Origin of the sequence: Chlamydia felis Fe/C-56, assembly GCF_000009945.1 — a bacterium.
GTDB classification, from domain to species: domain Bacteria; phylum Chlamydiota; class Chlamydiia; order Chlamydiales; family Chlamydiaceae; genus Chlamydia; species Chlamydia felis.
This window is the reverse complement of sequence record NC_007899.1, coordinates 1-21,607: the sequence shown is the minus strand read 5'-3', so window position 1 is coordinate 21,607 and position 21,607 is coordinate 1. Positions and strand designations below refer to the sequence as shown.

The following is a 21,607-nucleotide window of genomic DNA, read 5'->3' as shown; positions in this document are numbered from 1 at the left end:
AACACCGTACTATGGATTTTAAACTACCCATATACCACATTGGGGTAACCCAAGACGCAAACAATACTATTAAAATAGCAATTTTGCAGAAAACATGTAAAGGATGGATAGTTTCCCACTGTGAGCAGATCTTCGAAGATCAAACATGGCAGCCTCCAAAAAAATATTTGACAACGCCAATCACCTTTTCTTTAAGAGGAACCGATAGTTTAATTAGAAGCTCGCTTTCTTCATTAAAAAATAAAAAAAATATTTTAAAAATAGCTTTAACAGATTTAGAAACTAATGCAGCCTTCCCATGGAACTCTTTAGTTGTCGCTCCTAGTCTTGGAAAAAGGAATGAGAAAGGGGAAACCCCAGTAACTTTATGGATAACCCCTAAAGCCACAGTAGAACGCGAAGTAACACTCCTACACAAAGTACGTATATTTCCAGATACAGTGTCTTGCCAGCCCGCAGACATCTTTTCCCTGGTTCAACAAACACCTTTAAAGGCTCTTCCCGTTTATTTCTTAGTTTACACGGGTTCTTCTGAAACTACATGTCTTTTTGTTCTAAACGGGTCGGTTTTCGTCTCCCGTTCGTTCTGTAACTCCTCGATGACAGACTGTGAGCATATTTTATCCACGTTGGATTACGTAAGGGAAGTGTTCCCTTCCGTAGAGCTAACGGCTATTCACACGGTGCGACTTCCCGAAACGCTAAAAAAATCTTTAGAACAAAAACTTTCTCTACCATTGATTACCTGCCAAACAATGACTTTTGGTTTAGAAGAAGAAGAATGGGCGAACTATGGTGACGCTATTACTACGGCATATCACGGAGCCTCTAAAGGGACTCTCGTGTTTCCCTACAACCCTATTTTTAATACCACAGAATCTCTAAAACATTGGTTTAAACGCTCGGCATATGTCATAGGGAAACTCGCTTTGCTATCCTCAGTAATTGTAGGTATAGGCTCTACTGTAAAACTAGCCTCTCTTTCTCACCGAGTGCGGGAACATTTCGCTCTAGTCTGTCCAGAAACCCCCACAAAGCCTAAATCTCTTCGCGCCACAGAAGAAGCCCTTCTCAACGAAATATCTTCGAGCACGCGTCCCGAATACCCTTATCTACCTACAATTCCGACAAGCAAAGAAACAATGCTATTTCTCTCCTCTCTAGCGCAGAACACGACATCTGTGAAACTTTCATATTTTCGTTATTCCCTGATTTCATTTCCTTCTCAACAAAACCCCTCCCTACCTTACAAAGCCAATATTACCGTTAGGGGTGAAGGAAATCCTGAAGAAGCATCTGAGTTTCTCCGAAAAATATCCCTACATCCCTCTCTTTCTAATGTTCGCAAAACATGTAGCGGACACACTTTTGAGTTACAATTTACTATGGTTTCCCAGGAGCTCCCATGAAAAAATGGTCTTTAGTTTGCTCTCTTATCGCTTTAAGTTTGGTTAGTTGTCTTCCTATTGCCGGCATCGTTTACAAACACGTCCAAACAACAAAACGCTGGGAAGCCCTACACTCGCATATTCTTACCCTAAAAGTGATGAAAAACCAAGCAGATCTAATTAGGAAAAAGAATGAAATCCTCAAACAACAACACGAAAACATCCAATCACAAAAATTCCTTCAGGCAAGTAAGAGCATTCGTTTATTGGGGAAAGAACAAGATCTGTTAGCTTCTCTCAAAGAAAATTCCCTGATTTCTCAGAGTAAAGAGGTTAGCTGTAGAAAACAAATTTTTCTTTCAGCCAACAACCAGGTGGTATGGTCCTTTGGACAGGTTTCCGAAGATCTCGTATCTCTACATCTGGAAAATCCTATAGAAGCTGACAACGATAATCTTGAAGAACTCTTTTACTTACTCGACGCTACTAATCCCTGCGCACCTTTGGCTTTCTTCACTCATTGGGAAATGACAAAACTGACTACGCCATTAAATAATCAGGTGTGGTCCATAAATGCTGAGGCTATAAGTCGATGGTTATAAGAAAAATTTTAAGCTTATTCCTTCTATGTTTCTTCTTTACAACTCCTGGTTACGCAGCCGGAACTTATGAGAAGCTGACTTTAACAGGAATCAATATCATTGATAGGAATGGCTTGTCAGAAACAGTTTGCTCTAAAGAGAAGCTAAAGAAGTATGCTAGGGTGGATTTCCTGTCTCCCCAGCCCTATCAAAAAGTTATGCGTATGTATAAAAACACACGAGGCGAGAATGTCTCTTGTTTGACAACATACCATCCTAACGGTCAGCTAAAACAATATCTTGAATGTGTGAATAATCGTGCTTGCGGGCGTTATCGAGAATGGCACAGCAATGGGAAAATTAAAATTCAAGCGGAGGTTATAGGAGGAATAGCAGATCTTCACCCTTCCGCAGAATCCGGATGGCTATTCCACGGAACAACACTCGCACATAGTGATGAGGGATTATTGGAAGCAGCCATCAACTATGATAAAGGTTTACTTCAGGGAACTTCGTACTACTACCACCCCAACGGTCAGACATGGAAAGAATGTTCTTATCATAAAGGACGAGCTCATGGTGATTTCTTAACCTACACACCAGAAGGCTTTTTACTGAAAAAGCTCTCGTATTTAGACGGTGAAAAACATGGAATATCCATACGCTATGAAGAACGTTCTAATATTGTGCTTTCTGAAGAGGAGTATGATAAAGGATTATTATTAAAAGGCTATTATGTAGATCCGCAAACACACCAAGTATTCTCTGAAATCATCAATGGCAATGGAACTCAAGCCATCTATGGGAAACACTCTATTGTAGAAACTCGAATATTCGTGCGTGGAGAAGCCCGTGGAAAAGTTACTGTGTTTGATAGTCTTGGAGAACAAATTCTTCAAACATATGCCCTAGTTGACGGAGTAAAACATGGTGAGGAACTATTTTTTTACCCTGACACAGGAAAATCTAAGCTTCTTTTAACTTGGAACCACGGCATTTTACAGGGGCCAGTAAAAACTTGGTATCCAAACGGTTCTTTGGAAAGTTGTAAGGAACTAATAAACAATAAAAAATCAGGACTGCTAACTTTGTATTATCCTGAGGGGCAGATCATGGCTACCGAAGAATACGACAATGAGCTACTTATAAAAGGAGAGTATTTCCGTCCAGGAGAGCGACATCCTTACTCTAAGATAGACAAAGGTTGTGGAACAGCTGTATTCTTCACATCTTCGGGAACAATTACCAAAAAGATCCCTTATCAAGACGGTAAACCCCTGATTAATTAGATATGGATATGACTATAATTGCCGAAAAAAAGAAGCAACGTAAGCTCTTTTCTTCTCTACGGCAATCCATACAAGAACCCCGGCTATCGCAGGCCGCTCAAGCAGTTGCTTCTTTTGTTTCTGATTTTCCACAGGAAAGTTTCGTACTTTCCTTCATCCCCTTTCGGTCAGAAATTAACATAGATTTAGCCAACCAAATTCTTGTCCAAAAGTTCTCTTTAGCCCTACCGCAAGTCAATAATCACGAACTGACTCCTATCCAAGTGCCTTCTTTAGAAGTCCTGTTCAAGATCACACACCCCCTATATCTTTCTGAGTTCAACCTAAAGCCCATCTCCTCAAAAGAAATTACCCATGTTCTTATTCCTGCTTTAGCCTTTGATGATGATCTCTATCGTCTTGGTTATGGAGGAGGTTGTTATGATCGTTGGTTAGAAAAAAATCCGCACCCCATCACCATAGGTGTGGGATTTAAAGAACAAAAAATCCGGGTTCTTCCTAGAGAACCTCATGACATTCCCCTATCCCAAGTATTTTTAGCCTAACATGCCCTTACCCTTAAAGAATGTGTTCTCAAACACCTTTGCAGATACTTAATTCTTCATTACTAATAGCTTCTCACTTCCACTATTAAATCAGTGAATTGTCAATAACACAATCTGTGTGTATGATGGCATTCCCCTGTCAAGGTGAATAACTAAGTATCTTTTATCCGTATTACGACGAACTTTATAAAAACAGAAAATGCTACATTTACAACTGCTTTCTATCTTGACTGGTGTAAAAAATTGGGTTATCCATAAAAATCAAAAGAAAAGCCAAGCATACATCTATCATCAAAAATCACCACTCTGACATCTCTTAGCTAATTACGAGAAGAAGCTTACCCATTCTTCTCTCAAAGTCCCCAACACAAGGACTATTGCATAGAAAGTGTGGAAAAAAGGAGCACCTATAAATGAATGTACCTGATCGTAAAAAAGCACTAGAGGCAGCTATTGCCTATATCGAAAAACAATTTGGCTCTGGATCTATCATGAGTCTAGGGAAACACTCGGCCACTCATGAAATCTCAACTATAAAAACAGGAGCCTTATCTTTAGATTTAGCTTTAGGTATTGGGGGTGTTCCAAAAGGACGTATCGTTGAGATCTTTGGTCCTGAATCTTCAGGAAAAACTACATTAGCTACCCACATCGTTGCCAATGCTCAAAAGATGGGAGGCGTTGCTGCTTATATCGATGCGGAACATGCTTTAGATCCAGGCTATGCTTCTCTTATAGGTGCGAATATCAATGATCTTATGATCTCTCAGCCTGATTGTGGGGAAGATGCTCTAAGCATTGCTGAGCTATTGGCAAGATCGGGAGCTGTTGATGTTATCGTTATTGACTCCGTAGCTGCTTTGGTTCCTAAAAGTGAACTCGAAGGCGATATCGGTGATGTGCATGTAGGCCTACAAGCACGTATGATGTCTCAGGCTTTGCGCAAGCTTACAGCAACATTAGCACGTAGCCAAACCTGCGCGATATTCATTAACCAAATTCGTGAAAAGATAGGCGTCAGCTTCGGTAATCCTGAAACAACAACAGGTGGACGAGCCTTAAAATTCTACTCATCAATACGTATTGATATCCGTCGTATAGGAGCCATCAAAGGTAATGAAAGTTTTGATCTTGGCAACCGCATCAAAGTCAAAGTTGCTAAAAATAAATTAGCACCCCCATTCAGAACAGCAGAATTTGATATTTTATTTAACGAGGGTATTTCTTCTGCAGGATGTATCCTAGATCTTGCTGTAGAGCACAATATCGTAGAGAAAAAGGGTTCTTGGTTCAACTACCAAGATCGTAAGTTAGGACAAGGAAGAGAAGCCGTTCGAGAAGAACTTAAGAAAAACAAGAAATTATTTGACGAGTTAGAAAAGCGTATCTTAGACGTAACTTCTGTACCCAAAGCAACAGTTGTAGAGGAGAAAAAAGAAGAGCAATCCATACAACCTGTGGTTTAATTAAATTTCTAGATTCTCCTTCTCTTAGTTGTACAAAGAGAAGGAGAAAAATCCAAATCAATGACGACACTTACAGCAACACGAAGTAACAGTCTCTGAACAAGAATTCTCTTCATCTAAGAAAGAATCTAAAAAGTCATATAAAGCATCACATACTTCTTTAGAAGCTTGTAAAACCTTATTACCATCGTTATTCTGCAACGCCTGTATTAGTTCTCTTTCCTCACGAGAATGTCTCACGTCTACATCTTGATGTACTGTGAAATACTCATAATCCTCGGGAGCAGTAAAACCGAAATATTGTTTTAATCCAGAAATTTTTGTCTCCGCAACTGCAGGGATTTGGCTTTCATAGGTGTATAAAGCAGAAATACCCGCAGACAAAGAATCTCCAGTACACCAACGTAAAAATGTATCAACCTTCTTCTGAGCTGCTGCACTAGGAATATGATTTTCTAGTTCTTCTTCAGTAACACCTAAAGCATACGCAAAGTTTTTCCAAAGATCTATATGATTAGGGTGACCTGTTTCTTCATCCATAAGATTATCAAGAAGCAATTTACGAGCTTCTAAATTGTCACAGCGACTATGAAGAGATGAAAGATAACGAGGAAAAGCTTTGATATGGAGATAGTAATCCTTAGCATAGGTCTGTAACTGTTCTTTCGTTAATTCCCCCCTAGACCATTTCATATAGAAAGGATGGTTTAACATGTGTTTTTCTTGGATGTTTTTATCTAACAAATCTAAATCGGGTTTCATTAACGCCTCCAAAAAGTTAAAACTGTGTAGACTCCCATGCTATAGAACTCAATATAGGACCGTATAAATCTTCAGCTTCATCTATACCTAACAACGATAAATCCGATTGCAGTGTTGGTGAAGAATGAAAAGTTATTTTAGGCGCCTCTTCTATAAGTGCTAAAGGAGTATGTTCCCCTCCCTCGCCCATGCAAAGAACAGCAGAGACTGATAGAGCATCTAAAAGATTAATTTGCGTCATACGTAAGGGCCGGCCGAAACAGTCTGGTTTGCCCACATAACTATATAGAGGAGAAAATCCATACCAACATAGTCCTAATCCCAAAACACCGCGACGCATAGGTGTTGTATGACTATCTACAATAATGACTCCAAGATTCTTTAAGTGATATACGTCCTTTAACCAGGCTCCTAAAGCATTTGTAGAAGCTAATAAATCCCGGGGATACAACACATAATGACCGTCAGCATTGGACTCGTCAATCCCCGCAGAGGGTATCAAAACACCCTGCTTCTTGGTTAAATATAAATCATGAAGCTCTGAATAAATATACGCATCAGATTCTTGCTTAATCAGCTCTTCCTTTGTTACGGTTCTGACATCAACAACAGCCCCTTCACAAAGACTTAAAACCTTAGAAGATAAAGCAATGATAGAATTCTCGGCTAAAGGAGGAAGAGCTTCTTCTAAAATTTCATAAAGATTATCACAAACATGAACTCTACGTGTGACTATCGGCGAGACTTTCATAATAACAAAACGTCAAATCCTCTTGTTCATCTAAAATAGTCTTGTTCCACCCCACCAATAAAGACAGGGGAAAGAAAGCATCACCATCATAACATCGATGAATGTGAGTTACAAAACAACCTGTCAGAAGTTGATTTTCTAAAAACAAAGAAAACAAGTCCCCACCACCTATGAGAAAGACGGAGGGTGGAAGTTCTAAACTAAAAAACTCCTCTAACGAAGACACCCAAATAACTCCCTCGGCATTGTCATAAAAACTTCTAGAAAACACGAAAATCTGACGGCCCTTCGTATATTTTTCAGGAAGACCCTCCCAGGTTTTTCTCCCCATAACTAAGGGCTTGTTTTCTATCGTTTTTGCGAAAAATTCAATGTCCTTAGAATAGCTCCAAGGCAACTTTCCTTGGTTTCCAATCACCCCACTAGGACTACAAGCTACAATACCAAGTATTTTACACATAAACTCCAGGCCATGCTGCGGCAGATAACACCCTTTGGTTGGCTTCAACATCATGAACTCGCAAGAAATTCACCCCTTGCTGTTGCAACAAAACCGATAGGCTAACCGTTTCCCAGTCACGATCTTTAGCATCATGCTTGCCTAAAAGCGAGAAACAAGATTTCCTTGAGTGTCCTACTAGCGTAGCACAACCAAGCCCACGAAACTTTTTCATCCTGTGTAATACATGCAATGCTTGTATTGGACTTGTCCCAAAGCCTATGCCTGGATCAAAAATAATTTGATCCAGGTTTAATCCTAAAGCCGTAAAGGCTTCTATCTGTTTTTCTCCCCAACTAAACAATTGCTCAGCAGCACAAGTAGAAAGCTCCAGGGTCTTATTTGGACACGGCGGAAGAGAACAAGAATGATTGATAACCAGTCGTAAATTCGCATCTCTAGCGATCTTTGCCATCTCCTTCGAACCACCCGAGACGTCATTAATCCATCGAATAGGATAAACTTCTAAAGCTCTCCGAATAATTTCAGGATAAAATGTATCTAATGAAATATCAGGATACTGATTACGTCCTGACCATTTGTCAGCAAGAAGATTTAAGACAGGCTCTAGTCGTTTCCATTCTTGATCTACATCCAGAAGATGTTTTACCTTAGGATTGGTCGCTTGAGCTCCGAAATCTATAACAGAGGCACCTTTAGCTAATAATTGTTCAGCATGAGCAACCGCTTTCTCTGGATCAAGATACAGTCCCCCATCTGAAATAGAGTTATCAGTAACATTAACTATCCCCATCAATAAAGTGCTTGGAGAAAAACTGTTGAGAATCATCTCTTGGGGACATGGAATAAGATGAGAGATTTCTCCAAAAGTTTTTAAATGGCACTCAGAACCCGGTTGATAAAGTTTTCTAGTAGGGCAAAGCGACGCTAAAAGAGAAAGTAGAAAAGGCCTTTCTAAAATTCTCTTGTGAGGAATAGTTATATGGTCCTGTTGGCAAATTTCATCCCCATATAAGAGAATGTCAATATCCAACACTCGAGGAGACCAAACCGGGGCATCAAGATCTCTACCAAGCCTGCGCTCTATTTGTTTTATCCCCAACAATAACTCTTGAGGGGAGAGTGTTGTTTTCCCAATAAGTACAGAATTAAAAAAAGGTAAATCCCATTCTTTCGGAGAACCCGGCAACAATAAGGCCTTTGTCTCCAAAATCACAGAACTTTGCAAATCTTCTATATTTAATTCTTTTAATAAAGAATATGCCTTGCGAAAATTTTCAAAGCGATTCCCCAGATTAGATCCCAGGGACAAACAAACAGAGTGGAGTGTTGTCATGGCGAGATTTTCCTACTTATCCTAAAGCAAATGGGCTTTAACAAGTTTGGAACAAGAGGACGCTCTTTACGCACCTCTAAATCTATTTTAGACACCTTGTCCTGTAACCTTGTTTCTAAAGCATCCATTAAAAGCTTAGACAAATGCTCCACTAAAGCACAAGGTTGACTGGAAGCAATTTCTTCTATTAAAGAAGTTATCTCAACATAGCAGCATGCGTCACTAAGATCATCAGAAACACAAACTGAGGGCTCTTCTATAAAAGAAAGAACTATAGAAACTAAAACAGGCTGCTTTAAACAACGCTCTTCTGGAGTGCTTCCAAGACGCACCCACACACGAAAATCTTGTATAATTAACTGATACTGTTCTGCGGTAACACCTAAAAGTTATAAAATAAGTTTAGTTACTTGCCTCTGATATTTTTTGCTTTACCAGAGCCCGTTTTTTCCTCTTCCAAAAGATCAAGGAAGGCTCGCAGCTGTTTGGAACGAATCGGATGTCGCATCTTCCTTAAAGCCTTAGCTTCAATCTGACGAATACGCTCTCGAGTCACGTTAAACGCTGAACCAACCTCCTCAAGAGTTTTAGGCTTTCCATCTAAAAGACCAAAACGATGAATCAAAACAAAGCGCTCACGATCTGTAAGGGTTTTTAAAACCTCTTTCATCTTATCTTTCAGCATAGAATAGCCGGTGGCCTCTGCTGGAGACTCCACTCCGGTATCTTCTAGGAAGTCTCCGAAGGAGCTTTCTCCTCCTTCACCAACTTCTGCCTGTAAAGAGATTGGATGTTGGGCAATTTTATAAATTTCCCGCACCCGATCAGGAGTTAAACCTAATTCCTCCGCCAACTCTTCTGGAGTAGGCTCTTTACCTGTTTCCATCATTAATTTTTTTGCACCACGAAGAACCTTGTTTATGGTTTCAATCATGTGTACTGGAATACGAATAGTTCGTGCCTGATCCGCAATGGCCCGAGTAACCGCTTGCCGGATCCACCAGGTGGCATAGGTAGAAAATTTATATCCTCTGCGATATTCAAATTTTTCTACAGCCTTCATCAAACCCATATTGCCCTCCTGAATCAAATCTAAGAAAGACAACCCTCGGTTGGTATATTTTTTAGCTATAGAAATCACTAAACGGAGGTTGGACTCAACCATTTCTTTTTTGGCCTCTTGGCTCTTGTCCATCCACCGTTGCAACATACGCACGTCTTTTTTGAACTCCTCTAGAGTTCTTCCCGCAGCAACCTCTCTCTTGTATAATCTACGCTTAGCCGCATCTAATTTTGCCGCAGCAAACTTATTCCTTTCCGCCCGAACCTTCAAATCATTAATTTGCTGCTCTAATTGTAGGAAAGAATCGTATGCCTTAAAGACAACCTCACCAAAATCTTCGGTAACATTGTGACGACAATGGAGACAACGCAGATATGCTTGCGTACGGATACGACACTTTTCTAAATCATCGCTTAACTTTGCAGCCTCTTGTTTAGACAAATTATTTTGCTTTAAAGCTAAAAGCAGAGACTCTAAATACGCGTCCTCTTCTTTAAGCAAAGTTATCAATTTAGGGAGCAATTTTATGAAATGCGCTTTGTCTTCAACTTCTTTTTCTGAAATAATTTTATCAAAACGCTCTTTACCATTAATCAGATACTGCGCGATAGAAATCGCCTCTTTCGAGGAATAACGAAAACGTAAAATAATACGTTCGATCTGAACTTGGGCCTTCTCTATTCTCTTAGAAATCTCAACTTCTTCCTCTCTAGTTAAAAGAGGAACTGTTCCCATTTCTTTTAGGTACATGCGCACAGGATCGTCTGGTGTTCCCTCTGTGCGCCTGGCTAACCCCTCTAACTCTTTGGCCTCTTTTTTTCTTTCTTTTTGTCGTTCAACATCAGCCTGATTCAAGACTTGGATATCCATTCCCGCAAGAAAAATCAGCACCTGATCAATTTGTTCAGGTGTGTCGAATGACATTGGAAGGATCTCGTTGATCTCCTCGTAAGTGATAAAGCCTTGATCCTTAGCTAGAGAAACAAGTTCCTCTAACTTTTTCTGAGCTTCTTCTTCATGAGCCGCTTCCGTAGCCTGGCCATTTTGTGTATTCATGAGCATGTAATTATTGGGTTGCAACAAAATAATAGGGCCCTAGCCTTTGGGTAACAGTTTAGCCAAAGAAAGATAGGAAATCTAGGGATTTTTAATATGCATTGTAGATGATAGGCCTATCCACGAAGAGCATCTACGCGCGCCGGGTAAAGAACGCCAAGCACATGATTATGCAGAGGACCTTTATTTAAAACAGTTAAGCAGTAGTAAAAAGGAATTTGACCATGGGTTTTTGTTTTGATTATTATTTTCCCCGATCGCTCTTGTCGATCATGCAAACGAAGATCCGTTTCCCATTGAGACAATCCAGACACAACAAGATCCCCGTCAGCATGTAAAAAATCTTCCACCCCATACCCAGTCCAAGTTTTAAATAAAGAGTTTGCAAAAACCGCCCTCTGTGATTGGGAGGAATAAACAAAGAGCATTCCAAGGTTTTCTTCTCTCAGATTGTCAAATAACTGACGACACTCTAACGAGTAGTTGTGCACAGAAGATTCTGATCTTATATAACGGGAGGTTGTCAAAGAAGAAGCCGCTTCCGCGTTTTCCACTTTAAAAGCTATTTTCTTTAATTCCGAAAGAAGTTGTTTCGGCAATTCTTGAGAGTTTGTTGTAGCCTGTCTAGGCAAACTTTCTACCATACTCGATTCAAGCTGCAATAAATTACGAATCTCACACATCAAGTCTTGCACTTTTGACTCGAGTTTTCCGATATAAACTTGTCGCATGTCCAGCATGTTATGTTGTTCTGTAAAAGTTGCCTGGTACTCTTCATTAAGCACCTGCTGATAAGCTAAAGCTTCGGCAAGCTCTCGATTCAACTGCTGACTTTGCTCTTCCTTTTCTCGGCATTCTTGAGTTAGCGCATCTAATTGTAATTGTAGACACTGATTCTCCTCCCTTAAATGAGCAACCAAACCCTCTAAGCGCTGGGTATCAGATTTGCTTTTCATAAAAACGCTACGAACCTGAAGCAATTGATTGAGCAGTTTTTGATTCTGAGACCTTAACTGTCGACTTTCATTTTGACGCTCCTCAACCGACTCACAAATTTTTCTTAACCCCTCATCCTTCTCAACAATTTTACGGATTTTAGCCTGCAACAAATGACCTGCGGCCATCTTCAACTGCTTCTCTCTGAGACCAATAGAAAAAAACCATCCAACAGAAGAAATTATTGAAAAAATGAAATAGCCATATTTTTTCTGAGAAGGGGAGAAAAAAGGTAGGAAAACAAGGGGAAGGAGAAACACCGCTACAGGAAAAAAATAGTTGTAGCACCGAGAAATTGGGTGAAAAAATTTTTTCACAAACGACATAAAAATTCAAATCCTTGTGTCATTAACTCGCAAAAGCCCGCTTTGCCCATCAAACTCTTTTTAGAAAAAACCACTCGATTAATTCTATTTTTTTTATGTTCGCATAAAAGTTTATTTATCTCTTCCATAAAATACCGGTCATTTTTCCCTGTTTTTATTCCTTTTTATTTTCCGTTCTTTTACAATCCTGACCCTACTGCAAGACAGTATATTATAACCTTCAAGCACAAGCCTGAATGTTAAGATAAATTTACTCTTTTGCCCTGAAAAAGCCTTATTTTTGGAGTAATAATGGCACCCAAGAAAACAACTAAGAAAGGTGGTCCTAAAAAGCGACCTTCTGCAGAAAAGCGTATTTTAACCGCGCAAAAACGCAATTTGATCAATCAAAGTTTTAAGTCAAAAGCAAAAACTATGATGAAAAAGTTTGAAGCGGCTTTAAAAGCTGGCGATCAAACAAGCATCTCTTCTGGTTTACAGTTAGTTTATAGCGTTGCTGACAAAGCTGTGAAAAGGGGTGTTTTTAAAAGCAACAAAGCAGCTCGAATTAAAGCTCGCGCAACATTAAGAGCTAACGCAAAAGTATAAAAATTTAATCATAATCATAAGTAGGTAAGTAATGACCGCTTCTACCCTTGTTAGAACTTCTCCTCTATCGTCTACGATCTTTTCTAGTCGCATGTTTCAGGTGTGCGGTAACAAAATTCGGAAAGAAGCTAAAGGTTTTCATTCTAGCATGGGCTTGTTAAGAGACATGATCGGTACTGTCGGTTCTTCTGTTATGCTTGCCAAGTTGTCTGTAGGGCCAGAAAATTCAAGCACTCTTCAAAAACTTTCCTCTTTAGAGTCTGCTTGCGGAACTGCTTCAGGAATAAACAGTTGCTTGGATACATTAGCCTTGGTCTCTTTATGTGCAACAGGTGCCATGTTTTATGAAGTCGATTCTGCATCTGGTAATTTCAAAATTGGCGTTAAATCCGTAAAAAATGAAAACGGAGAAACCGTACTGGTTCCATGTCGAATTCTAAAATCTCCCCTTTCTATTGCAAGTAAAGTTACTCGTCTTGCATCAAAAGCAACAAGCTGCGTTTGCTTTGCTGGAGGAAATCTAAATCTTATGAACCTCGGGAAACACGCAAAAGGTTTGGGCGGTGTTTCTACCAGCTTATCAGCAATTAGTTCTGCTTGCGGTGCTGCCGATGATGTTCTTTCTATCATAGATAACGTACGTTCAGGAAATAATGAGGGCGAGACTTCCTGCGAAGCCATAGAAGAGCGACGTCAAACACTTAGAGAGAAAATTCTCTCCCTAGTCTGTAATGCGATTGATTTAGTCAGTGATATCCTTGGCTTACTCTTCTCTTTTGCTCCAGCCTTACTTGGACCTCACGCCTTGCTTGTCATCGGTATTTTCTGGTTGATATCTTCAGTACTCAATTTTGTTCAAGGTTTCATCGGCTAAGAAATCTTGCAAAAAGAAGCTGTTTATTTTACCCCATAAGTATACTTGTGGGGTTTTTTTATGATCCTATTCAAAGTCTCTCCATCTGCCCATACAGACACGTTATGTTTGGCGCGCGTAATCGCTGTGTAGAGAATCGATACGTCGAAAATTTCACATCCTTTAGGGATGATAACAATTACATCATCATATTCACTCCCCTGACTCTTATGCACCGACATGGCATAGTTGTAGGTATAATAGGAAAACTCCTTAGCATCTATAGAACGATTGTGAGGAAAATACAGCCTTTGTGTTTTTGGGCTGAAGAATCCCGTATCCCCATTAAATAGATCCCAAGCTTCATAACGTTCTGTGATCATGATAGGAATTGGTAGATCAGAATGAGTTTTTTGTATTTCATTAAAAATAAGATTGTTGAGATGTAGATACCCCCAAAGACCGTGACGCATAGGGGTTAAAACACATAATCGTGTTTGAGATGAAGGAGTTTTTATAAATTCCTCTTTAATCATAGATACTGCTGAATACAAAGGGGGTAACGGTGTAAAGGGAATTGTTTGTTTTTCCAATATAGCCTTGGAAAATTTTTGCACACAATCGGTTTTAGCTCGGTGAGATACCCTAAGATGCAAAGCTCTTTCAGGAAAACGCAATATTAAATCTTGAAGAGGGTTTCCAGCACCAACACCTATAGGAGGCAGCTGATTTTCGTCTCCTAAAATAATTAAATTATCAGCGATAATTTTCCCATTCCTATTCTCTCCTGACAGCGTATTTACCAAACTATGCAACAAATTAAACGTCACCATCGAGCCTTCATCAACTAGTAATAGATCTACTGAACTGCATTGACGATAGACATACTCTTGCAAAAACCTATGTATAGTTTGGATCGTGACGTTCTCCTCTGACACATTGTATTTAGAAAGTATGTGACGAATATGAGATGTTGCTTTTCCTGTTGGAGAAACTATAGCAATACGAATTTTAGGATTTTGCTTAATTAGCGCGAGAATCATCTGTGTCGCTAAAAAAGTCTTTCCTGTTCCAGGACCGCCACAGATTAAAGAAAAACAGCTATTCAAAGCCTTTTGAAAAACGACATTTTGCTCAGAAGATAGATTCGGGAGATTTGTTGCGGGGATATTGTATCGAGAAGAAGCTTGGGACAATAATGATAGCTTTTTAAAAAGCTTTTCACGAACTAAATACAAAGATCGTAAGAAAATTTTATTGTTCTCTATAACAAATAAAGACGAGAAAACATCCTCGGGAAGATCCTGAAAACACTCGTAAAAAAGATTTTCAGAAATGCCTGATACCGAGGGAAACAAGCGATCTTTTTCTATAGTAAGAAAGGGATACCCGCAGCGCCAAAGAGCAGAAGAAAGAGCCAAAAACGCAAAGGCTTTTTTTGATTCGGAAGAGATATGCTTCCTGGCGAAAGCTAGGTCTAGAGGCAGAACAATTTGTTGTCGGACAACATCTTCAAGAAGGTGAGAAAACATCAAGGTTTAATAAGACATAGCTATTCTATGCATTTTACTCTCTTTTATAACCTGCCATGAGATCTTTGGGTAGATGTTTTTGGCACAAAACTAGAGCCTTCTGAACTTTAGAATCATACACACGCTTATTTTGAGGTAGAGAATGCAAATAATCCCAAGCTTCTTTGTAACATTTATTTTCTAAAAGACATAAGCCTAATAAACGATAGGTTAAATACGACGGGGCTATTTTTGTAAGCCACAAACTATACGAATAACATTTATGGTACTCCCCCTGAGCATATAAAAATTCAGCGTCTGCTAAAAAGTTGGCAATTTCTTCTTCGCGCACTGTTATCGGGGTCAGCCCCACATCAGTGATGAAATCTTCTAATTTCAATAAACGATCCATAGAATGTCCTGACAACACCTGCTTGTATACTTGCTTAATAAATAAGCAAACAATGTTTTCACACTCTATGTCATAGTCGGTAAATTGTAAAATGAGACGAAGCAAGTTCAAAGCTTTATCATCACAAGACCCTTGCTCCCATAAGTGCTTAACCCCATTCATCATATAATGCACAAGCTGTTGTCTATCTACATCATACGATTGTATCGACCCCCAGAGATTAAGATACTTTTTCAAGTTAGTGTTGTCGATATCATCAAGAGAAATCATATCCTGAAGAGAGGCAGGACTAATAATCAATTTCTCGCTCATACTTAAACTTGAATCCAAAATGCTTAACAGAGAAAGAGTTTGTTTCGCCCTAGCGGTTTGTACCTTCTGCACATTCTCAGATAAAATATCCCCAAAAGCATCGATTAATCTTTTTTTCAGAGGCTCTATTTCAGAACGTGCTATGAAATTACAGAGATTCGCTACCTGGTTAGGAGCTGAGAAAAACTTATTTATTAAAGGTCGAACCACTAAGTCGTAGTTAGGAGATTCATAAAAACGTCCCCAATTTTTAATGATCTGCATTAAGGGATCTATACGCTCTTCAGGAACAATGAAAACGTGTTCCATGAGCATTGAAAACAATTCATCTTGAGGAATGAGTTTTTCATAGGGTTTTTGATCTACAGCATGAACTTTCTTCTTATAGAAAAGAATCATCTCGTAATAATCGGGATAAATCTTACAGGAATGAGACTGTTTGAGCTCTAAAAAGTAGCTTCTGCTGAGCATTAAAACAGCGGAATCATAAGCTTCAGAGTCCCAGTTACTCTCTCTTTTTAATAACCGTTCAATAATATGATTGAGAATAGCTCTTCCTTCAGAAAACTCTCCTAATTCTATCAAACTGTGTGCTTCTATATTATCTAACAAAAAGTCAGAACACAGTTGTTGAATGTTTAAATCCAACAAAGAGGTTTCTGAGACTTTTATCTGATTTTTCCACACCGATAAATCTTGTAAAGCCTTATCAAAATGTTTTTGCTTATAGTTCAAAAGAAACTCAAACAAAGGAAGATAGAAAGATTTTGCATTTTGCTGACGCAAAGAACCGAGTAAAAACTCCATTTGTTCTATATTATCTAAGAAAAAGGCATTAAGAATGCGTCCGCCGATCAACTCTTCTTTTAAAGAGGTCTGAGCATTCTCTATTTCATCATAAATTTTAGAAAAAACTTTCTCAGACTGACTCACATTCTTCTGCTTTTGCAAAACGAAACCTTGGAAACAAAGAAGACCTTGGCGCTGTTGATTTGGAAGAAAACGGTTTAGAAAAGACTCTACGAATTCTTTTTGTTCATCTCCCCATAAAACAGCTACTTTTGAGCTTTCTGACAATGTTCCAGAAGAGTTGTGCAAGGAACATATAAAATACAGGCCTCCTCCCGCAGCGAAACATGAGAGAAAAAATAGGCAAAACACTATATAGCGAACCATTCGGAGCCCCTACCGGCTTTGTTAAAAACCGCTTGTTTTTAATTGTTTTTTAACTTGTTAAAGTTAAATTATATGTGTTGAGTTGTCTTTAGGTAAAATTATTTTTGACCAGAAAAAAATTAAAAAATTGTAAAGGACCTTTGAAAAATAAAAGATTTTATATTACTTGTGCAAATAACATAGCTCACCTTGTTAGCTCATGCTTACGGATAAAATTATATTATTTGTTACAGAAGACAGTAATATATCTTTGCAACTAAAAGAGTTTGCTCAGACTGTAGAATATAAAATCGTTATTTCTTCAGCTCTCACAGATGAGTCTGAAGCAGATTTAATTTTCTGCGAATACTTGCTTCTCCCCGAAGTTACGTTTTCTAATAAAATTCCATTTGAAACGGATTTAGTTGTATTATTTGATGCATTTGAAGAAGAGGCTATTGTAAAAGTTCTGAATAATGGAGCGAGTGGTTATTTGCTTCGTCCTATAACAGTTAAAGTTATTGATGCTGTTATTCGTGCCTTTTTACGTCATCATCATTTCGAACATGCGATTCCCGAATCCATCTCTTTTGGTGATCGAACATTCCATCTTTTAAATCTTTCTATAGATTCCCCTCAAGGGACCGTTCACTTAACTCCTTCGGAAGCTGGGATATTAAAAAAACTTCTCATGAATCGCGGTATGCTGTGTTTGAGAAAACACTTGCTTGAGGAAATAAAAGGAAATACCAAGGAAATTATAGCAAGAAATGTAGATGTTCATATTGCTTCTTTAAGAAAAAAACTTGGGCCTTACGGGTCTAAAATTTCTACAATTCGTGGTGTGGGCTATTTATTTTCAGAAAATGATAATCTAATGCAATCCTCGGATAATGAACCCTCATCTACCCAATCTTAAACAACCGCTTTTGATTACTCCTTGTCACTAAATTGCCATAACTAGACAATACCTCAAAAAGCTATGGCATGTCATGATATTCGCATCTGTTTTATTTTCCCCCGAAGACTTCCCCTTTCCAGAACTTATTACAGAAGCGTATTATACTTGGGATATTTTAGCATTAATAGATAAAAAATTATCCTCTCATACATTCTCGGGGATTCATGGTACCGTAGAATCCGGAGCTTTTTTAAAAAATATAGAAAGCATAGAAATATCCGAAGGGGCTTACGTTGAATCTGGAGCTTATATTGTTGGGCCCTGCATTATAGGCCCTCAAACTGAAATACGTCACGGAGCTTATCTACGAGGTGGCGTCATTACCGGCACCGGATGTGTTATAGGGCATTGTAGTGAAGTAAAAAATTCCTATTTTGGTCATCATGCTAAAGCAGGTCATTTTGCTTATGTTGGAAACTCCGTTTTAAGCTCTGAAGTTAATCTCGGCGCTGGTGTTCGTTGTGCAAATTTTCGTCTTGACGGGAAAAATATCACTGTAAATAGCGAAGAAGGTAAGGTAGATACCCAATTAAGAAAAGTAGGAGCTTTTCTTGGTAAAAAAGCTTCTGTAGGATGCAACACGGTGATTAATCCTGGGCGCAGTATTCCTGCTCTTACAACAATTCATCCCGGAAAAGTAATCTAGATTATAAGGAAAAGTTAGTACTGTTATGGATATATTCGAAACTTACCGAGCGATGATAGACGAGGCCATAAAACACTCTTTAGAAGATTTTGGCTCTAAGGGAGTGTCTATACGCGCCCCTGTAGAATATGCTTTAACAAGCGGTGGTAAACGCATTCGCCCCATGTTAGTTTGTATGTTTTCTAAGGGTCTTGGCATGAATAGAGATGTTTTAGACTCTGCTTTAGCTATAGAGTTCATACATACGTCTACGTTAATCGCTGATGATCTTCCCTGTATGGACGATGACGACGAGCGTCGAGGGCGCCCCACGGTACACAAAGCCTTTGATGAAGCTTCCGCATTACTAGCGTCTTACGCATTAATTCCTGCGGCTTATTCTCGCATTCGTTCAAATGCTAAAAAACTCAAATCTCAGGGTGTAGATCCCCGAGAAGTAGATTTTGCCTACGATACAATTTCAGAAATCACGGATAAAAACTTTGGAGTTAATGGTGTTTTAGGGGGGCAGTATGAGGACATGTTCTTTAAAAATGAAGGTCCTGAATATGTCCAATCTATCATCAATAAAAAAACCGGTGCTCTTTTTGAAATAGCCTGCGCTTCTGGATGGTTATTTGGAGGTGGTGATCCTCTATGTGTTCCGCAAATTCTGGAATTTTCTAAAACCTTTGGTCTTCTTTTTCAAATGAAAGATGACATTTTAGATATACATCAAGATGATCAAGATGTCGGTTTGAACTATGCTCTATTGTTTGGTTTAGATGCAGCCACAGAGTTATTGAATTCGTCGATAGATAAGAGCATTAGCTTATTAAACTATCTTAAACACCACGGCTTGAAAGATTCTTCAGAATTAGAAATGCTTATAGAATATATGAGCATTCGAAATTATTAAAAAATAAAGAAACACACAAAATCTGGGTGAGAGGATTTGAACCTCCGCCCCCTTGCACCCCATGCAAGTGCGCTACCAGGCTGCGCTACACCCAGGAAAAATAAACTCTTACAAACAGGTTATTCCTTCGAATTGAAATTCACATTTCTTAAATTCAGCAACTCCTATTTGAGCACATCTTTCTATAATAGTTTCTAAAGAGTCCCCTGAAGATACGTCTGCGGATTCTATATCGACTGCTATAGATGCTGTGAAAGAAGCTCCTCCTTTCTCTCCCTTAACCTTGAAGTTCACAAAAATCCCTTGCTTAGTTTTGGAAATATTTTTAAATCTGACTAAGTTGTTATCGATGAGGTTTTTCATTTTATGACCTTCGTCTTGGAAAGCAATAAAATACCAACCTCTAAGGTTCCTGTAAACGCAAAGATTATATTTAAAAAATACCTAGGCAGATCTTTTTCGGGATTCTTGTTTGAGTCTACCCAAATCACATTCGGAATAATCTACAAATTTAAAAAATATTTCATACACAGGGTCGAATCTAATTACCTCTTTAGCCATGTCTATCGCTATTTTTCTGTAATTTTCGTGTCCCTGAACTTGAGATCGTAGTTCACAAAGCCATTGTAAGGCTCTTCCGTTGATATGGAAAAACCAGCGTATATTGTAGGCTAAAGGAACGACATATTGAGCTTCTTCAGGAAATTCTAAGGAGATTTGGTTATAAGCCTCCTCAGCTTTTTCCATAGCTTCTCGAAAATCTTTTTCCATAGGTGTATCTAATAATTGCTCAGGAATATGGTATCCAAGATTTGTGGTGAGCAACTGGCGCTCCTGAGTCAGTATTCTATGTCTTTGAAGATCTCTATAAGCTCCGAAATCGGCTGTAATATCAAATCCGAATTCTAAACACTCCAATCCTCTTGGTGATTTATGACGACGGTTTTCTCTGGATGAAGATCCTGCTTCTAAAACACGAATAAGATCTTCTCGAGGCATAGAGCGACAGATATTGATAAGCTCTTCATAGGTATGCTCCGAGTATGGAAAAAGAAATCCTGCAGCAACTTTATAAATACCCTCGGGATCCCCGTAAACCAAACGTGCCCCCGTTTGTTTAGAAGGCGAGGAGCTTTTACTAAATTTCTCTGCTAAACTTGTTAATTGCTCTCTAAGAGTCTGCCTATAGTTTAACATAGCTTGATGATGGTGATGATGGGATTCTGCGCGACTGACAAAAGAAGGAATGATTTTCATGAGCTCGGTTAAAGAGTTCTCTCCGATATGTCTGATCTCTGTAAGATTATGGCCTTGAAGTTTGTGTAACAATGTTTGCCAAAACCTTCCATTACCAAAAAATCCTAAATTCGTAAGCGTTGCTGCAGGAAGAAGACCTCGTAAGCAATCGAGAACTTTCGCTCTTAAAGAAATGGCATAAGCAGATTGTGAAACCTCCGCATCCTTTGGGTAAATCTTTTCAAAATACGAACGCACTTTAGGAATCAAGTCAGTATACGTATCGAATAGGAAATCACATGTGCCCAAAAACACGTCTTTAAAGGCCGAGGTCATTAAAATAGGATCGCGGTAGTATAAATACTCCCCTTTTACCTTTTGATCAAAATAAACGTACCTAGAAGATTTTTCTAAAGGAGATCCGCCAATACGAGCGTCTTCCAATATTTTTGCTGCGAGCATGGAAACGCTTTCCATAGCAAGGTGGGCTCCACCCAACTCTCCTATAGAATCATCTCCAAAACCATCCAGCACTCTTCTGTAAAAATCAGCAGCCTTATGTATCCCAGCTTCGAAATCCACAACGGAATCGTCTAAGAAGTCTCCTCCTTCGCCTTTCAAGAACTCTTTTAAAAGCAAGGACCGTAAACCTAACGTAGACCTAGAGTATTTGGAAAATAAGGCCCCTTTCACAACTTCTGGGAGATTCTTCAAAGCAAAAATGTTTGTTTCTAGGTTGGTAACGAAATGAGACAAACTCTTCTTTTGTTCTGAAGAAAACTCTTCATCTCTGCTCAACATGAAAAACCTCAAAAATTAAAAAGACTGCCATATGAATTAGAAAAAACAAAAACGTTTTTGCTGAAAAATCCTGTTGAAAAATGGTTGATCTTGTGTTCACAAACATGCAAAATCTTGATTTATTTACAAACCGAACAATGTTTTAACAAAGTTTTAAACAGATTAACCACTCTATTTTTCCTCTGTAAAATGAGTTTTGAACACTTTCCACACCC

The 21,607-nt window shown here is 38.8% G+C and carries 21 protein-coding genes and 1 tRNA gene; 10 read left to right on the top strand and 12 right to left on the bottom strand.

Features of this window, described 5'->3' with window-relative positions; genetic code table 11:
• The first annotated feature begins 11 nt into the window (after positions 1 to 11).
• The 5 genes from CF_RS00110 (at position 12) to recA (ending at position 5,269) form a co-directional block, all read left to right on the top strand.
• The gene (locus tag CF_RS00110; RefSeq protein WP_011457579.1) at positions 12 to 1,409 is read left to right on the top strand and encodes a hypothetical protein; all 1,398 of its coding nucleotides are present in this window, start codon (positions 12 to 14) and stop codon (positions 1,407 to 1,409) included.
• Positions 1,406 to 1,990, top strand: a complete 585-nt coding sequence (locus CF_RS00105; RefSeq protein WP_011457578.1) for a hypothetical protein — start codon at positions 1,406 to 1,408, stop codon at positions 1,988 to 1,990. Before CF_RS00110 ends, CF_RS00105 begins: the two co-directional genes overlap by 4 nt.
• Positions 1,981 to 3,258 carry a toxin-antitoxin system YwqK family antitoxin gene (locus tag CF_RS00100; RefSeq protein WP_011457577.1) on the top strand — a complete coding sequence of 426 codons (1,278 nt, stop codon included), beginning with the start codon at positions 1,981 to 1,983 and terminating at the stop codon, positions 3,256 to 3,258. Before CF_RS00105 ends, CF_RS00100 begins: the two co-directional genes overlap by 10 nt.
• 2 nt (positions 3,259 to 3,260) lie before the next feature.
• Complete coding sequence (locus CF_RS00095) at positions 3,261 to 3,803, top strand: 5-formyltetrahydrofolate cyclo-ligase (protein ID WP_011457576.1); 543 nt, start codon at positions 3,261 to 3,263, stop codon at positions 3,801 to 3,803.
• Positions 3,804 to 4,216: 413 nt separating this feature from the next.
• Positions 4,217 to 5,269, top strand: coding sequence for a recombinase RecA (gene recA / locus CF_RS00090; RefSeq protein ID WP_011457575.1), 1,053 nt, complete (start codon positions 4,217 to 4,219; stop codon positions 5,267 to 5,269).
• Between the two features lie 57 nt (positions 5,270 to 5,326).
• Here the strand turns inward: recA and CF_RS00085 are convergent, their stop codons facing one another.
• The 7 genes from CF_RS00085 to CF_RS00055 all read right to left on the bottom strand — a co-directional run bounded on the left by CF_RS00085 (position 5,327) and on the right by CF_RS00055 (position 12,019).
• Positions 5,327 to 6,031, bottom strand: coding sequence for a CADD family putative folate metabolism protein (locus CF_RS00085; RefSeq protein ID WP_011457574.1), 705 nt, complete (start codon positions 6,029 to 6,031; stop codon positions 5,327 to 5,329).
• A gap of 16 nt (positions 6,032 to 6,047) precedes the next feature.
• Positions 6,048 to 6,782 (bottom strand): putative folate metabolism gamma-glutamate ligase, encoded by a 735-nt coding sequence (locus CF_RS00080; protein ID WP_011457573.1) that lies wholly within the window; start codon positions 6,780 to 6,782, stop codon positions 6,048 to 6,050.
• Positions 6,754 to 7,242 (bottom strand): dihydrofolate reductase, encoded by a 489-nt coding sequence (locus CF_RS00075; protein ID WP_011457572.1) that lies wholly within the window; start codon positions 7,240 to 7,242, stop codon positions 6,754 to 6,756. The genes CF_RS00080 and CF_RS00075 overlap by 29 nt, the downstream gene beginning before the upstream one ends.
• Positions 7,235 to 8,578, bottom strand: a complete 1,344-nt coding sequence (folP, locus tag CF_RS00070; RefSeq protein WP_011457571.1) for a dihydropteroate synthase — start codon at positions 8,576 to 8,578, stop codon at positions 7,235 to 7,237. Before folP ends, CF_RS00075 begins: the two co-directional genes overlap by 8 nt.
• Positions 8,575 to 8,934, bottom strand: a complete 360-nt coding sequence (gene folB / locus CF_RS00065) for a dihydroneopterin aldolase (RefSeq protein ID WP_041467915.1) — start codon at positions 8,932 to 8,934, stop codon at positions 8,575 to 8,577. The genes folP and folB overlap by 4 nt, the downstream gene beginning before the upstream one ends.
• Positions 8,935 to 8,984: 50 nt before the next feature.
• Positions 8,985 to 10,703 (bottom strand): RNA polymerase sigma factor, encoded by a 1,719-nt coding sequence (locus tag CF_RS00060; RefSeq protein ID WP_041467914.1) that lies wholly within the window; start codon positions 10,701 to 10,703, stop codon positions 8,985 to 8,987.
• A 110-nt stretch (positions 10,704 to 10,813) separates the two neighbouring features.
• Positions 10,814 to 12,019: a hypothetical protein gene (locus CF_RS00055; RefSeq protein WP_011457568.1), complete on the bottom strand. Its 1,206-nt coding sequence runs from the start codon at positions 12,017 to 12,019 to the stop codon at positions 10,814 to 10,816.
• A 291-nt stretch (positions 12,020 to 12,310) separates the two neighbouring features.
• Between CF_RS00055 and rpsT the strand changes: the two genes are divergently transcribed.
• Positions 12,311 to 12,607 carry a 30S ribosomal protein S20 gene (rpsT, locus tag CF_RS00050; protein WP_011457566.1) on the top strand — a complete coding sequence of 99 codons (297 nt, stop codon included), beginning with the start codon at positions 12,311 to 12,313 and terminating at the stop codon, positions 12,605 to 12,607.
• Positions 12,608 to 12,800: 193 nt separating this feature from the next.
• Complete coding sequence (locus CF_RS00045) at positions 12,801 to 13,481, top strand: hypothetical protein (RefSeq protein ID WP_148174342.1); 681 nt, start codon at positions 12,801 to 12,803, stop codon at positions 13,479 to 13,481.
• A 23-nt stretch (positions 13,482 to 13,504) separates the two neighbouring features.
• Here CF_RS00045 and recD read toward each other — a convergent pair whose 3' ends face one another.
• Together recD and CF_RS00035 are read right to left on the bottom strand one after the other, a co-directional pair.
• A complete protein-coding gene (recD, locus tag CF_RS00040; RefSeq protein WP_011457564.1) occupies positions 13,505 to 14,992 on the bottom strand; it encodes an exodeoxyribonuclease V subunit alpha in 1,488 nt (495 codons plus the stop codon).
• Positions 14,993 to 15,026: 34 nt separating this feature from the next.
• Positions 15,027 to 16,871, bottom strand: coding sequence for a DUF1347 family protein (locus tag CF_RS00035; RefSeq protein ID WP_011457563.1), 1,845 nt, complete (start codon positions 16,869 to 16,871; stop codon positions 15,027 to 15,029).
• 199 nt (positions 16,872 to 17,070) lie between these two features.
• Between CF_RS00035 and CF_RS00030 the strand changes: the two genes are divergently transcribed.
• From CF_RS00030 to CF_RS00020, 3 genes are all read left to right on the top strand, one after another.
• Positions 17,071 to 17,769, top strand: a complete 699-nt coding sequence (locus tag CF_RS00030) for a response regulator transcription factor (protein ID WP_011457562.1) — start codon at positions 17,071 to 17,073, stop codon at positions 17,767 to 17,769.
• Between the two features lie 73 nt (positions 17,770 to 17,842).
• Positions 17,843 to 18,457 carry a UDP-GlcNAc pyrophosphorylase gene (locus CF_RS00025; RefSeq protein ID WP_011457561.1) on the top strand — a complete coding sequence of 205 codons (615 nt, stop codon included), beginning with the start codon at positions 17,843 to 17,845 and terminating at the stop codon, positions 18,455 to 18,457.
• A gap of 25 nt (positions 18,458 to 18,482) precedes the next feature.
• On the top strand, positions 18,483 to 19,355 hold the full coding sequence (locus CF_RS00020; RefSeq protein WP_011457560.1) for a polyprenyl synthetase family protein: 873 nt from the start codon (positions 18,483 to 18,485) through the stop codon (positions 19,353 to 19,355).
• Between the two features lie 21 nt (positions 19,356 to 19,376).
• Here the strand turns inward: CF_RS00020 and CF_RS00015 are convergent.
• The 3 genes from CF_RS00015 to CF_RS00005 form a co-directional block, all read right to left on the bottom strand.
• Positions 19,377 to 19,450, bottom strand: a tRNA-Pro gene (locus CF_RS00015).
• 13 nt (positions 19,451 to 19,463) lie between these two features.
• Positions 19,464 to 19,718 (bottom strand): hypothetical protein, encoded by a 255-nt coding sequence (locus CF_RS00010; protein WP_011457559.1) that lies wholly within the window; start codon positions 19,716 to 19,718, stop codon positions 19,464 to 19,466.
• An 81-nt stretch (positions 19,719 to 19,799) separates the two neighbouring features.
• On the bottom strand, positions 19,800 to 21,392 hold the full coding sequence (locus CF_RS00005; RefSeq protein ID WP_011457558.1) for an FAD-dependent thymidylate synthase: 1,593 nt from the start codon (positions 21,390 to 21,392) through the stop codon (positions 19,800 to 19,802).
• Positions 21,393 to 21,607: the final 215 nt, after the last annotated feature.

Bases quoted from the DNA above. Each gene is read 5' to 3' on its own strand.
- CF_RS00110 (WP_011457579.1), top strand. From the start codon at position 12: ATGGATTTTAAACTACCCATATACCACATTGGGGTAACCCAAGACGCA.
- CF_RS00105 (WP_011457578.1), top strand. From the start codon at position 1,406: ATGAAAAAATGGTCTTTAGTTTGCTCTCTTATCGCTTTAAGTTTGGTT.
- CF_RS00100 (WP_011457577.1), top strand. From the start codon at position 1,981: ATGGTTATAAGAAAAATTTTAAGCTTATTCCTTCTATGTTTCTTCTTT.
- CF_RS00095 (WP_011457576.1), top strand. From the start codon at position 3,261: ATGGATATGACTATAATTGCCGAAAAAAAGAAGCAACGTAAGCTCTTT.
- recA (WP_011457575.1), top strand. From the start codon at position 4,217: ATGAATGTACCTGATCGTAAAAAAGCACTAGAGGCAGCTATTGCCTAT.
- CF_RS00085 (WP_011457574.1), bottom strand. From the start codon at position 6,031: ATGAAACCCGATTTAGATTTGTTAGATAAAAACATCCAAGAAAAACAC.
- CF_RS00080 (WP_011457573.1), bottom strand. From the start codon at position 6,782: ATGAAAGTCTCGCCGATAGTCACACGTAGAGTTCATGTTTGTGATAAT.
- CF_RS00075 (WP_011457572.1), bottom strand. From the start codon at position 7,242: ATGTGTAAAATACTTGGTATTGTAGCTTGTAGTCCTAGTGGGGTGATT.
- folP (WP_011457571.1), bottom strand. From the start codon at position 8,578: ATGACAACACTCCACTCTGTTTGTTTGTCCCTGGGATCTAATCTGGGG.
- CF_RS00060 (WP_041467914.1), bottom strand. From the start codon at position 10,703: ATGCTCATGAATACACAAAATGGCCAGGCTACGGAAGCGGCTCATGAA.
- CF_RS00055 (WP_011457568.1), bottom strand. From the start codon at position 12,019: ATGTCGTTTGTGAAAAAATTTTTTCACCCAATTTCTCGGTGCTACAAC.
- rpsT (WP_011457566.1), top strand. From the start codon at position 12,311: ATGGCACCCAAGAAAACAACTAAGAAAGGTGGTCCTAAAAAGCGACCT.
- CF_RS00045 (WP_148174342.1), top strand. From the start codon at position 12,801: ATGCTTGCCAAGTTGTCTGTAGGGCCAGAAAATTCAAGCACTCTTCAA.
- recD (WP_011457564.1), bottom strand. From the start codon at position 14,992: ATGTTTTCTCACCTTCTTGAAGATGTTGTCCGACAACAAATTGTTCTG.
- CF_RS00035 (WP_011457563.1), bottom strand. From the start codon at position 16,871: ATGGTTCGCTATATAGTGTTTTGCCTATTTTTTCTCTCATGTTTCGCT.
- CF_RS00030 (WP_011457562.1), top strand. From the start codon at position 17,071: ATGCTTACGGATAAAATTATATTATTTGTTACAGAAGACAGTAATATA.
- CF_RS00025 (WP_011457561.1), top strand. From the start codon at position 17,843: ATGATATTCGCATCTGTTTTATTTTCCCCCGAAGACTTCCCCTTTCCA.
- CF_RS00020 (WP_011457560.1), top strand. From the start codon at position 18,483: ATGGATATATTCGAAACTTACCGAGCGATGATAGACGAGGCCATAAAA.
- CF_RS00010 (WP_011457559.1), bottom strand. From the start codon at position 19,718: ATGAAAAACCTCATCGATAACAACTTAGTCAGATTTAAAAATATTTCC.
- CF_RS00005 (WP_011457558.1), bottom strand. From the start codon at position 21,392: ATGTTGAGCAGAGATGAAGAGTTTTCTTCAGAACAAAAGAAGAGTTTG.